13 protein-coding genes and 1 tRNA gene are annotated in these 12,823 nt (G+C 43.9%); 4 read left to right on the plus strand and 10 right to left on the minus strand.

What is annotated here, in order from left to right:
• Nucleotides 1-65: 65 nt before the first annotated feature.
• The 10 genes from PSU72_RS02050 to PSU72_RS02095 all read right to left on the minus strand — a co-directional run bounded on the left by PSU72_RS02050 (nt 66) and on the right by PSU72_RS02095 (nt 9,829).
• Nucleotides 66-142 (minus strand) — tRNA-Met (locus PSU72_RS02050).
• Nucleotides 143-283: 141 nt separating this feature from the next.
• Nucleotides 284-1,069 carry a 3-deoxy-manno-octulosonate cytidylyltransferase gene (gene kdsB, locus PSU72_RS02055; RefSeq protein ID WP_300430172.1) on the minus strand — a complete coding sequence of 262 codons (786 nt, stop codon included), beginning with the start codon at nt 1,067-1,069 and terminating at the stop codon, nt 284-286.
• Nucleotides 1,053-1,232 carry a Trm112 family protein gene (locus tag PSU72_RS02060; RefSeq protein WP_300430222.1) on the minus strand — a complete coding sequence of 60 codons (180 nt, stop codon included), beginning with the start codon at nt 1,230-1,232 and terminating at the stop codon, nt 1,053-1,055. The genes kdsB and PSU72_RS02060 overlap by 17 nt, the downstream gene beginning before the upstream one ends.
• A gap of 2 nt (nt 1,233-1,234) precedes the next feature.
• Nucleotides 1,235-2,254 (minus strand): tetraacyldisaccharide 4'-kinase, encoded by a 1,020-nt coding sequence (lpxK, locus tag PSU72_RS02065; protein WP_300430174.1) that lies wholly within the window; start codon nt 2,252-2,254, stop codon nt 1,235-1,237.
• Between the two features lie 24 nt (nt 2,255-2,278).
• Nucleotides 2,279-4,045, minus strand: a complete 1,767-nt coding sequence (gene msbA / locus PSU72_RS02070) for a lipid A export permease/ATP-binding protein MsbA (RefSeq protein WP_300430175.1) — start codon at nt 4,043-4,045, stop codon at nt 2,279-2,281.
• A 52-nt stretch (nt 4,046-4,097) separates the two neighbouring features.
• A complete protein-coding gene (locus PSU72_RS02075; RefSeq protein ID WP_300430177.1) occupies nt 4,098-4,520 on the minus strand; it encodes a biopolymer transporter ExbD in 423 nt (140 codons plus the stop codon).
• A 118-nt stretch (nt 4,521-4,638) separates the two neighbouring features.
• The gene (locus PSU72_RS02080) at nt 4,639-5,244 is read right to left on the minus strand and encodes a MotA/TolQ/ExbB proton channel family protein (protein WP_300430179.1); all 606 of its coding nucleotides are present in this window, start codon (nt 5,242-5,244) and stop codon (nt 4,639-4,641) included.
• Between the two features lie 174 nt (nt 5,245-5,418).
• A complete protein-coding gene (locus PSU72_RS02085) occupies nt 5,419-7,833 on the minus strand; it encodes a DNA internalization-related competence protein ComEC/Rec2 (protein WP_300430181.1) in 2,415 nt (804 codons plus the stop codon).
• A gap of 12 nt (nt 7,834-7,845) precedes the next feature.
• Nucleotides 7,846-8,541 carry a lipoprotein-releasing ABC transporter ATP-binding protein LolD gene (lolD, locus tag PSU72_RS02090; protein WP_300430183.1) on the minus strand — a complete coding sequence of 232 codons (696 nt, stop codon included), beginning with the start codon at nt 8,539-8,541 and terminating at the stop codon, nt 7,846-7,848.
• Nucleotides 8,534-9,829 carry a lipoprotein-releasing ABC transporter permease subunit gene (locus PSU72_RS02095; RefSeq protein ID WP_300430185.1) on the minus strand — a complete coding sequence of 432 codons (1,296 nt, stop codon included), beginning with the start codon at nt 9,827-9,829 and terminating at the stop codon, nt 8,534-8,536. The genes lolD and PSU72_RS02095 overlap by 8 nt, the downstream gene beginning before the upstream one ends.
• Before the next feature lie 121 nt (nt 9,830-9,950).
• On the opposite strand from PSU72_RS02095, the gene PSU72_RS02100 reads away from it, so the two are divergent.
• The 4 genes from PSU72_RS02100 to ruvX are packed head-to-tail and all read left to right on the plus strand — an operon-like array spanning nt 9,951 to nt 12,810.
• Nucleotides 9,951-10,556 (plus strand): riboflavin synthase, encoded by a 606-nt coding sequence (locus PSU72_RS02100; protein ID WP_300430187.1) that lies wholly within the window; start codon nt 9,951-9,953, stop codon nt 10,554-10,556.
• Nucleotides 10,557-10,586: 30 nt separating this feature from the next.
• On the plus strand, nt 10,587-11,696 hold the full coding sequence (ribBA, locus tag PSU72_RS02105) for a bifunctional 3,4-dihydroxy-2-butanone-4-phosphate synthase/GTP cyclohydrolase II (protein ID WP_300430189.1): 1,110 nt from the start codon (nt 10,587-10,589) through the stop codon (nt 11,694-11,696).
• Nucleotides 11,697-11,737: 41 nt separating this feature from the next.
• Complete coding sequence (locus PSU72_RS02110; protein WP_300430191.1) at nt 11,738-12,316, plus strand: YqgE/AlgH family protein; 579 nt, start codon at nt 11,738-11,740, stop codon at nt 12,314-12,316.
• The gene (gene ruvX / locus PSU72_RS02115; protein ID WP_300430193.1) at nt 12,316-12,810 is read left to right on the plus strand and encodes a Holliday junction resolvase RuvX; all 495 of its coding nucleotides are present in this window, start codon (nt 12,316-12,318) and stop codon (nt 12,808-12,810) included. The genes PSU72_RS02110 and ruvX overlap by 1 nt, the downstream gene beginning before the upstream one ends.
• The last annotated feature ends 13 nt before the right edge of the window (nt 12,811-12,823 follow it).

Consider the following 12,823-nt stretch of genomic DNA (forward strand, 5'->3'; position numbering starts at 1 on the left):
GTCAATCATAAATTTGAAACATTTCACATTTATTATTAACGGTATTAATACACACTTTAAATCTTTGGTTGCGGGAACAGGATTTGAACCTGTGACCTTCGGGTTATGAGCCCGACGAGCTGCCAGACTGCTCCATCCCGCGTCCGATTCGACATATGTTGCGTCGAGAGGTGAGACTATAGCAAACCTAGCTATTTACTGCAAGAACATTCGCAGCTTTATTTGCGTAACTGTGGATCTCTTGAAGCGAGAATGAACTTTAATGTTGACGTAAGCCAGCGCGCTAGCACATTACGCTGCGAACATAATCCAGGTCTTCTTGTGTATCTACGCCAGCTGCGGGTGCGTTTTGAGAAATTGATACTGAAATTTTATAGCCGTGATGTAGTACACGAAGCTGCTCTAAGGATTCTATCTGCTCAAGCATGCTTGGCTGAATGCTCGCATATTGTTTAAGAAATTTTGCGCGATAAGCATAAATCCCAATATGCCTATAGATAGGCATATTTTCTGGTAAATCTGAATTCACCGCAAAAACATCTCTAGGATATGGAATTGGCGCCCTGCTGAAATACAATGCATTGCTTTGCGAATCTAATACCACCTTAACGATATTAGGATTTAAGAAGTCGGCTTTACTGTGTATTGCGTGGCATGCCGTTGCCATAACTGACTCGGGATGATTGCTCAAAGTGTTAGCGACTTCAACAATCAGAGAAGCTTCTATTAAAGGTTCGTCGCCTTGCACATTGACAACAATGGCATCATCAGGCCATTGTTGTGCCAACGCCACTTCCGCGATTCTATCAGTACCACTCACATGATCGGCTCGCGTCATTATGACTTGATGACCGTATTGATTGACTACATCAACAATACGCAAGTCATCAGTTGCAACGACAATTTGTTTAGCGCCGCTATTTTTTGCACGTTCCGCCACCCACACTACCATAGGCTTGCCTGCAATATCTAGCAACGGCTTACCAGGCAGCCTAGTGCTAGCATAGCGTGCAGGAATAACTACATAAAACTCTAGCGTTTGAGAATTCAAACTAGGCAATTTCTTCATCTGTTAGCTTGCGAGCTTCTTCCTCTAGCATCACTGGAATGCCGTCTTTAATTGGGTACGCTAAACCTGCAGACTTAGAAATTAACTCATTCGTAGTTTTATTAAAGATAAGCGAGCCTTTAGTTACCGGGCAAACTAAAATTTGTAGTAGTTTTGTATCCATCATTAAATTCCCAATTTTTGCAAAATAAGCGTAATAAGAGATGTTTGACTTGGAGCACCTATTGTCGCTGCAACAGGCAAACACCATGCATCACTCGTAGTGAATATTGCACATTTTACGGCATCTTTTTCTGTCATTAGAATAGTTTTACCTGAAAACTGCATTAAGTCTTGCTTTGTAAACGCATGATGATCGGCAAATGCCTTACGCTCAAATTGTAGACCTAAACCAGATAATAGATTAAAAAACCGCTCAGGATTGCCTATGCCAGCAATCGCCACTAATTTTTTATCAGCAAAATAGCTAGCGGGCTGCTTAGTTTCTGAGCCATCCAAAGATTCAAAGTACTCGCCTTGCAGCGTCATGTTAAGTATGGGCGCTTGCAGAGTTTCTTTAAAAGCAATAGCAGAAGCTGCCTCATTACCACTATCTACAATTGCATCTACAGACCGTAACCTTGAAAGCTTCTCTCGGAGTGGCCCAGCTGGTAACAAAAGTTGATTGCCAAACCCGCTATTTGAGTTGACTAAAGTAATCTCAAAGTCGCGCTGCAAGGCATAATGCTGCAAGCCGTCGTCACTAATAATCACATCGCACTTTGGATTGGTTTGCAATAAGGTCTGCCCTGCAGCTACTCGATTAGCCCCAACAAACATGGGGCAAGCCGTACGCTTAGTAATTAAAACGGGTTCGTCCCCCACTAGCTGAGGATTACTATTCGCAAATACAGCGGTAGCTAGCTTTGAGCTCCCTCCATAGCCTCGACTTATAATTCCAGGCTTAAAACCGGCAAGCTGCAACTGTTCTGCTAGCCAAATAACTAGCGGTGTTTTACCTGTTCCACCCACAGTAATGTTACCAACGACAATCACAGGGACACCTAGGCGAGTGCTTTTTAGCCAACCTAGGCTATATAGGAACTTCCTAACAGAGGTAACGACAAAAAAAATCCAAGAAAGTGGGACCAGTAAAATATGCCACAAACTATATGAAGACCACTGTTTTTGGAACCAATTATTCATCTGCTCAAGCGGATAATTAAGTAGTTAATTGAATTGCTTTTGATACAGCTTAGCATAATGACCACCTAGCGCCATCAAGTCAGTATGCGTACCGCTTTCTACAATTTCACCTTGCTCCATCACCATAATGCGATCTGCGTTTTCAATGGTGCTTAAACGATGGGCGATAACGATGCTTGTGCGATTTTGCATTAAGGTATCTAACGCAGCTTGGACATGTTGCTCAGATTCGGTATCTAACGCGGAAGTCGCTTCATCCAGCAATAGTATAGGTGCATTTTTTAGAATTGCGCGGGCGATGGCAATACGTTGACGCTGACCACCAGACAAACGCACGCCTCTATCACCAATCTCATTTTGCAAGCCTTTAGGTAGTTGTTGAATAAAATCCCAAGCAAATGCTGCTTTTGCAGCATTAATAACATCTTCTTCACTTGCATTGCGTTTCACGCCATACGCGATATTATTAAATACCGTATCATTGAACAAAATCACATCTTGGCTAACCAAAGAAAATTGTTGGCGCAAATCAGCCAGCGACAAAGAGCGCATATCAATGCCATCTAACAATACTTGCCCTAGTTGAAGCTCATAAAATCTTGGCAGTAGGTTTACTAGGGTGGTTTTACCGCCGCCAGACCTGCCTACTAAAGCCAGCTTTTCACCAGGCTTTATATTAAAACTAACGTCCTTTAGTGAAAGGCGCTTGGCGTTACTATAACTAAGACTGACGTGCTTAAATTCTATTTCACCTTGGCTACGGCTAAATACTTTATTACCCTCATCCAGCTCTGGTTTAATATCAATCACGCCGAATACACTTTGCGCCGCGGCAAGCGCAACCTGAACATCTTCGTTCATCGCCGTTAGGTTCTTAATTGGCGCAATCAGCATCAATAATGCGCCAACAAATGCAGCAAACTCACCAGCACTAAATCGACCAACGGCGTAGTAAACTACAAGCCCTAATGAAACTGCCGCAAGCAGCTCTACCACCATGCTATTTAAGCTTGAGAGTCGCGCTAAGCGGATTTGCATGTGACGATTTTTGTTGACCACTTTTGCAAAACGCTCATTTTCATAAGCTTGGGCGCCAAAAATTTTCACAATACGCTGACCAGAAACGGCCTCTTCAGCTACTTTAGTCATCTCACCAATGGATGACTGGACTTCTTTACCAGCATTGCGCAACTGGGGTGTCATGGTTTTTAGATAAAATGCCATAATAGGGGCGATTAAGACAAAAATCATTGTCAATCGCCAGTCTAAATACACCATGTAGCCAACGATGCCAACCGTAGTTAAAGAATCGCGCACCAAAGTTAACGAAGACTTTGTCGCAGCATTCGCCATCTGCTCTACATCATAGGTGATTTTGGAAATTAAAATCCCAGCAGATTGCTCGTCAAAATAGCTAATCGGGAGTCGCATGAGTTGGTGAAAAATATCTATTCGCAAGTCGCCGACAATGCGACGCGCAACCCAGCGCATAGAAAAACCTGAGAGAAATCCAGAAATTGCACGGAATGCTAATAAGCCGAATAGCATAAAAGGCAGATATCTGACCATGTCCGGGCTTTGTTTCACGAAGCCTTCGTCAGTCACTTGTTTGATAGTTGCCAAAAAGAGAGTGTTGCTGGCTGACAAAAAGACTAAGGCGAGCACGCCAATCAAAAAAACTGTTTTATATTTCCATGCATATTTAAATAGACGTAAATATAATATTTTTGAATTGGACGCGCCGGATGTATTTAGCTTTAGCATTGCTTCTTTAACGGTAATTTTCGACATTTTTACCGTCAACGTTGAAAATCAAAAAATGAATATAAAAAATAGAAAATTATTAGCCAGCTTTTGATTGCGTCGCAAACGTAATATGCGTGTAACCTGCTGTACGTGAGGCTTCCATCACATCGATAACGAATTGGAAAGCGCCTTTAGCATCAGCATTGATGATGATGGTAGGCTCTTCTTTGCTACCATTTACTGCAGCTTGCAGTGCTGCGCTAATACCCGCGACTGAAGAATCAGCTAATCCTTTACCATTTACTATATATTTACCTGTTGCATCGACACCGACTTCAATCGTCAATGGCTTTTCTTGCGGCGCATTTGCTTCAGCCGTTGGCAAATTAATTTGCAATTCGCTGGTGCGTGAGAACGTTGCACTTACGACCAAGAAAATAATGATCACTAGCAATACGTCGATTAAAGGCACGAGATTCATCTCTAGCTCTTCATGGCGCTTTCCACGTTGAAAATTCATGTTGTATTCCTTTAACTAAATTCGTTTCAAATCATCTTAAAACAAGTCGCTTTTACAATGTTAGTGCTGTGAGTACCGCAAGTAAAAGCAGGACAGTATTAATATGATTTAACACGAATTACTTGCGTTCACCGTGAATAATTTCAACCAGCTTAATCGCCTGTTGCTCCATGCCTACTAATAAGTCGTCTACTTTAGAGCGAAAATAACGATAAGCAATCATCGCTGGCACAGCTACTACAATACCTGCTGCAGTGTTATACAAGGCAACAGAAATACCACGTGCAAATTGAGCAATATCATGGCCGGTACTAGTAAACGCACCAAACAACTCAACCATACCAATCACAGTACCTAAAAGCCCTAACAATGGCGCAACGGTAGCAATAGTGCCTAAAGTCGAGAGATACTTTTCTAAACTATGCGCAACTGCACGGCCAGTTTCTTCAATGGCTTCTTTAGTGATTTCACGTGAGTTTTTTGCATTGGATAGCGCGCTAGCAAATAGCTGACCTAACAATGAGTGCTGTTCTAAACGGCTGATTGTTTCTTTAGTCACACCACCTTTATTAAGCCAAGCTTGTACTTCTGGCAATAGGTTAGGTGGTGCGACTGTGCTCTCACGCAATGCAAAAGCGCGCTCGCCGATAATTGCCAAGGCTACCACTGACGCTATGATTAGCGGCCAAATTGGCCAACCCGCTGCTAAAATAATTTGCCACACAGTGCAACTCCTAAAAATTTTATATTAATCGTGATGAATCTTTTTGTAAAAAACTTGCTGAAACTTATCCCCGATACTTTAGCTTGTCGCCCGCATTTGGGCAAGCTTCTAGTGCATTGCTTTACAAACTTTACATGTCGCTAGTTTTAAATTACCAGCATTTAATTGTTGATTTTAATTAAGGGACTCAAAACTATCTTGCCAATAGCGTCTGTATTGGTTTCGCCAACTTACAATTTGAATATTACGTTTACTTACAAAATCCATTTCAATTGCACCATTGTAATCAGATCGATACAACAAACTTTGTGTTGCTCGATAGCGCTCAAATACCACAGGCTTAGGGTGACCAAAGCGATTTAAATAGCCATTAGTAAAAATGCTAACTCTAGGTGCCACTGCTGCAATAAAATCAGGCGTTGAAGAGGTTTTACTGCCATGATGTGGCACGACTATCACATCACTTTTTAATTTATCGGTTTCTAAATTAAGTAACTCGAGCTCATCAGGCTTTTCAATATCACCTGTCAATAACACACTACCTGCTTGACTGGTCACTTTTAATACGCAGCTTCGGTCATTATCTTTAATGTTTTCATCATCATAACTTTCAGCACGCGGATGCAGCATTTCAAACTGTACGTCATCCCAAATCCATACCTGACCTGCGAAACAATGCATTTTTCTTTGTGTATCTGGAATATCAGCATCTTCTGGCAATGAGCTATCGAGCCACGTAACAGGCATCAGCGCAAAAACAGACGCCATGCCACCACTATGGTCAATGTCATTATGACTAACAACAAAACCATCCACTTTTTTGATGCCTTCACCATGCAAAAATGGTACGACTATTCGGCTGCCTGCGTCACTTTGTTCATTATACTTAGGACCAGAGTCGTAAACCATGTTGTGTTTAGCGGTCTGCACGACCACACTTAAACCTTGCCCTACGTCTAACACCGTGACTTTCATATCGCCCAATGCAGGTCGCGTTGGCGCAAGCAGCAACATAGGCAGAAAGCCTAGCAAACCCATCCACCGCATAGGAAAGCCACGCGGTAGCAATAACCAAAGTACACCAAGCATTGCCGGAATCAAGGTCCACGCCGCAGGTTCGTGTTGTTGCCAAGTGGCCATCGGCAGCTGATTTAGCCATTTAAGTGCCAGCATACCAATTTCTAAAGCTTTATATGACAGGCTTAACGGTGTATCTATAGGCAAAAAACTTCCTAGCAACGCCAATGGCGTCACAACAAAGCTAATCAATGGAATTGCGAAGGCGTTAGCAATAGGCGAAATGATTGAAGCTTGCCCAAACATCACTAACAATAATGGCAGCATGCCGATGGTGACTGCATATTGCGTTTTTAGCGCGGCTTGAAACCAATGAGTTTGACCGACACGCCCACCCAGCGCATAAGCCAACATAGCGACAGCGCCAAACGACAACCAAAAACCGGGCGAACTTACCGCCCAAGGATCAAGCAAAACCACAATGAACAAAGCCATTGCCAAGACTTGTGAAATAACTAGTTGCCGACCTGACCACAATGCAACAGCAAAGACCAAAAGCATATAAAAAGTGCGTTGTGACGGCACAGAGAAACCGGCAATCAACGAGTATGCCAAAGCTACCACCACGCCAGCAATAGTCGCAGCTTTGCGTGTAGGCAGCTTCATTACTAAATAATGGCTTCGTCTCCAGAAAAAACTCACGAAACCAAACGCCAGCCCAGCCAACATCGTAATGTGAAGGCCGGAAATCGACATTAAATGTGAGGTACCAGTCCGTAAAAACACCTGCCAATCTTCCACACTAATTTGACTATCATCGCCCATCACCAACGCTTGAATAACACCGCTATATGGTTTGCCAGCCAGCACCTTTGTGATCCGTTTTTGTACTTGTTCACGCAGGTGCTCCACGATATAGCTAGGCCGCCAAACGAAGTCATCTATCTTTTTGATGCCAGCTTTGCTTTTTATGCTGCCTGTAGCACGTATATTTTCCGCCAGCGCCCATGATTCAAAGTCAAAGCCGTGTGGATTTACTGTACCATGCGGTCGCTTTAAGCGCACCACTAGCGACCAACGCTCACCTGCATGAAGTTGATTTAAATCAGTAGTTTCTTCTCTGTCACCCTTATAACTACTATATGGATTACTACGATAGTGATTCAAACTGATGTGTTTGGGAACAATTGCGCCCTTTGTAAATATCTTTTCCACATCAAATTTAAAGCGCTCTCCGCGCTCCGTAGCTTCGGGAACACTCGCCACCACGCCCTCAATAGCAATGTTTTTTTGCTCCCAAGCATGCGGCAACGCATCGCTCATACGCCAATAAGCAAAACCACTCGCCCAGCAAATACCTAATAAAAAGGCAGCGGCGCAAAATAAAGTTTGCTTTAAAAGCTTGAAGCTAAGGTAAATGGGGTGGAGATAATCGGAAGAAAAACGCGAATGAGTGACGAGGATGGCAACCGCTATAAAAAAAGCGCAAATCAACCAAGTCACACTTGGGAGTTGCGCCAATTGTTGTACATTCCAAGCACCAAAAACAAACATCAGTGCAGCAAAAATCACAGCGCTTATTACCTACAAAGGTTGTAGTTTGCCGTCAACCAGCTTGTATTGGCGCTGCATTTTTTTCGCCAACTCTAGGTCATGCGTCACCACCACTAAGCTTCTTTGTTGCAATTGATTTACTTCCAGCAACAAATCAAAGACCGCATGTGCGGTATGGCGATCGAGATTTCCTGTAGGCTCATCAGCCAAAATGCATTGCGGCTGCGTGACCAATGCGCGCGCCACTGCGGCACGCTGACGTTCGCCGCCTGAAAGTTCACCTGGCATATGCTCCATACGGTGCTTCAAGCCAACCTTAGTGAGCGTTTCAGCTGCTAATGTAAGCGCTTGCTCTCGTGGCATACGGCGTATAAACAAGGGCATGGCAACATTTTCAAGCGCGGTAAACTCTGGTAGTAAATGATGAAACTGATAGACAAAGCCTAGCGACTGATTGCGAATTTCGCCTTTTTTGGCTTCGCTCATGGCTGCAAGATTTTGGTCGAGAATACGCACTTCGCCACTGCTTGGCACATCCAATCCACCCAGTAAATGTAACAAGGTACTTTTGCCAGATCCAGAGGTACCGACAATCGCAATCTGCTCACCTGCACTCACGTTTAGGTCGATGCCATTTAATACCGCAACGTCTAAACCCTCATAGGTTTTTTGCAAGTCGCGGCAAAATACTATGCTACTCGCCTTGTTATTCACCATGCTACTCATAACGTAAAGCCTCAGCTGGATTGATTTTACTAGCGCGCCAGCTAGGATATAAAGTGGCAAGCAGACTTAATACAAATGAGACAATCACAATCGTCGTTACGTCAGACCAAATTAAATCTGAAGGGACTTCGCTGATTTGATACACATCTTTTGCCAAAAATTGTATGTGAAATAAGCCTTCAATAAACGGAATAATCACATCAATATTCAGCGCAACAATCACGCCAAATACTGCACCTATCAAGGTACCGATTAAGCCGATTAGCGCACCCTGTACGATAAAAATCGCCATGATACTGGCTGGACTCGCGCCGAATGTGCGCATAATCGCAATGTCGGCACGTTTATCTGTAACCGCCATCACTAGTGTGGATACGATATTAAACGCTGCCACTGCCACGATTAACGTCAAAATAATAAACATCACGCGCTTTTCCATTTGCACAGCTTTGAAAAAATTCGAATGCTGCTGCGTCCAATCGGTCACGTAATAAGCGCCAGTTGGATTGGAGGGCTGATTCAAGTCTTTAGAAATTGAGGCAGCCACATTAGGGGCAATAAATAAATCATCCAACTTTAAGCGAACGCCTGACACCTTATTATCCATACGGTACAACTTAGCCGCGTCATCCATGTGAATAAGCGCCAAGCCGGCGTCGTATTCCTGCATACCACTGCTGAACAAACCAATCACGGTAAACTGTTTTAAACGTGGCACCACACCCGCTGGTGTAAACTGCCCTTGCGGCGCCATTACAACCACTTTATCGCCCATTTGCGCGCCTAAGTTATACGCCAAGTCCGTGCCTAAAATTATGCCAAACTCACCCGCGCGTAAGTCATTTAAAGTGCCGACGCGCATGCTTTTACCTAAATCGGCAACTTTATCTTCAGCCGCAGGTATCACACCACGAATAATAGCGCCCTGCACCCCTTGACCATAACTCAACATAGCCTGCGCCGTGATGTAAGGCGCGCTTGCCAACACATGCTCGCGCTTAACCGATGACTCTGCAATATTAGGCCAATCACTCAGCGTGTTATTACTGCCTGTAATTTCCAAATGCGAAGCCACACCCAAAATTCGCGTGCGCAGATCTTTTTGAAAACCATTCATCACCGACAGCACAATAATGAGCGCCGCCACGCCCAGCGCGATGCCTATCATGCTGGTAAGTGAGATAAATGAAATGAAATGATTTTTACGTTTAGCACGCGTGTAACGCATGCCAACGAATAATTCAAATACGGAGAAGTGAGCGAAGATTGATTTTATTTTTTGTAACATAAGCCAAATTCTAACAGGGTTACCGATTAGCTTAAAACAAATTGGCTTAAAAAATTACTTAAAATATAGTTGAAAAAATTAATCAGTTTAGCTGTCACAACAAGTCTGATAAAATTACGCTATGTTTACAGGCATCATACAGACCGTAGGTCAAATCGAACGCGTAACGCCAATGGGCGACGACGTAAAACTCAACATTAGCTGCTCAGGGCTAGAGATGCAGGACGTTAAAATCGGCGACAGCATTGCTGTAAATGGCGTTTGCCTGACTGCCATTACTTTTAATGAATCCCATTTCGAAGCACATGTTTCCAAAGAGTCTTTGTCAGTCACCATCGGGCTGGATAAGCCAAATGCAGTTAATCTGGAAAAAGCATTGCGACTAAGTGACAGGCTAGGCGGCCACTTGGTGAGTGGCCATGTGGATGGCGTTGGCGAGGTAGTGTTTTTTGAACCATTAGGCGACTGCTGGAAGCTGGATATTCGCGCGCCACACGCTATTTCAAAATATATTTCAGTCAAAGGCTCCATCTGCGTGAATGGCGTGAGCCTAACCGTTAACACTATTTCCTCCGATGTGTTTAGCATGAACTTGATTCCGCATACGCTAGAAAATACCTCGCTACAATTTTTAAAAGCTGGAAGTCAGGTGAATCTAGAGGTTGACCAAATCGCACGTTATGTAGAACGCATGACACTTTGGGCAGCAGAGCCAGCAAGCAGCTAGTAAACAAGAACTTAAGGAAACATCGACTGAATGAGTAACAACCAAACAATCAGCACGGCGCAAGAAATCATTGAAGAAATCAAACACGGCCGTATGGTGGTGCTAGTCGATGATGAAAATCGCGAAAACGAAGGCGATTTAGTCTTAGCCGCAGAATTCTCTACCGCAGAACATATCAATTTTATGGCTAAACATGGTCGTGGCTTGATTTGCTTAACATTAACGGAAGACCGCTGCCGCCAGTTAAACCTAACAAAAATGGTGCAAAAAAATGGTGCGCGCATGGGTACTAATTTCACGGTATCAATTGAAGCAGCTGAAGGTGTCACTACGGGCATTTCTGCGGCTGACCGCGCACGTACGGTCCAAGCTGCCGTAGCAAAAAACGCAAAGCCGCAAGACATTGTCAGCCCAGGGCATATTTTTCCTCTCGCGGCGATGGACGGTGGCGTACTAGTACGCGCAGGGCACACTGAAGCTGGTTGCGACTTAGCTAAGCTAGCAGGCTGCGAACCCACCAGCGTGATTTGCGAAATTTTAAAAGATGACGGCAGCATGGCACGTTTGCCAGACTTAATGCTGTTTGCCGTCGAACATCAGCTTAAGATCGGCACGATTGCAGATTTAATTCAATATCGCGCCCAAACTGAACGTCTAGTTGAGCGCGCGGCAGAACGCACCATTCAAACACCTTACGGCGAAATGAAGCTGATTGCTTACCGTGACAAAATCGCTAAAGAAACACATTTAGCGCTCATTAAGGGCGAACCAAACGCAGCACAAGAAACGCTGGTGCGCGTGCATGAACCACTTTCTATTTTCGACTTACTGGATAGCAGCAGTTGCACACATAGCTGGAATACACTTGATGCGATGAAAGTGATTGCCAATGCCGAATCTGGCGTGATGGTGTTATTACATCAGCAAGAAACTGGCGAAGCCCTTATCGAACGTATTCAAGGCGCCGATGAGAAAATACGCATCAACCAAGAGTTGCGCACTTACGGTATAGGTTCACAAATCCTGCTAGATATTGGCGTAGGTAAAATGAAATTACTCGCCACACCGCGAAAAATGCCAAGCATGACAGGCTTTGGCTTAGAAGTTACGGGGTATTTAGAAGCTAGCAACAATAGCTAAAATAGCCATATTAAACAATTAGATATGATAGAATAAAACCATTGGAAAACATCAACCTCACAGGTCATTTTCTCATCGCGATGCCCGCCATGACAGACCCATTTTTCGCAAAATCCGTCACATTTATCTGCACGCATAATCAAGAAGGTGCAATGGGCGTGATGATTAACCGCCCTACCGACATTACCTACGACACGCTGTTTGAAAAAATCAAGGTTGAACTGCTGAATTTTGCAGTTGCAGACACGCCCGTATTGTATGGTGGTCCAGTACAACCCGAACGTGGCTTTGTACTGCACGAAACAGCGGCTGGCGAATGGGATAGCACCATTACTATTGCAGAAAATACCGCACTGACTACATCTAAAGATATTTTGGAATCTGTCGCGATTGGTAGTGGCCCCGAAAAAATGCTGCTAACACTAGGCTATGCCGGCTGGACACCAGGACAACTTGAGGAAGAAATCAAACAAAACTCATGGCTCTCTGTACAGGCAAAAGATGTGGAAACCTTACACAAAATTCTGTACGAATTAGATTACGATGAAAAATTAAACGCAACCATGGCGCTATTAGGGGTTGACCCTGCCATGTTGTCAGACGTAGCAGGTCACGCTTAATGGCGAACGATGTTAATGCAAAACCAGCAACTCACGGCCAATTGATAGATAACGAAAGCGTTTACGACGCCAAAATAGTATTAGCCAGTACCGTGTTATGTTTTGATTTTGGCGAACAAAGAATAGGTGTAGCGGTTGGCGAGCACTTATTAGCAACAGCCAATCCACTGGTGACGATAGATAATGAAAGCAACGAAGTTCGCTTTGAAGCGATTAGCAAACTAGTCAAAGAATGGCAGCCAAAGTTACTGATTGTGGGCTTGCCATTAAGTTTAGATGGTGCTGAAACCAGCGTCACACAACTCTGCAAAAAGTTTGCAAGGCGGCTAAATGGCCGCTTTAATTTGCCCGTCATGCTCGTTGATGAACGCTACAGCTCGGTTGAGGCAAGCGATTTATTGAATCAATCTGGCATTAAAGGTCGTGCGCAAAAAGAAATGCTGGATCAAGTCGCAGCGCAAACCATATTGCAAAGCTATTTTAACGGATTATAAAATTGACTCACTA

The organism is Methylotenera sp. (assembly GCF_029945535.1).
Lineage (GTDB): Bacteria > Pseudomonadota > Gammaproteobacteria > Burkholderiales > Methylophilaceae > Methylotenera.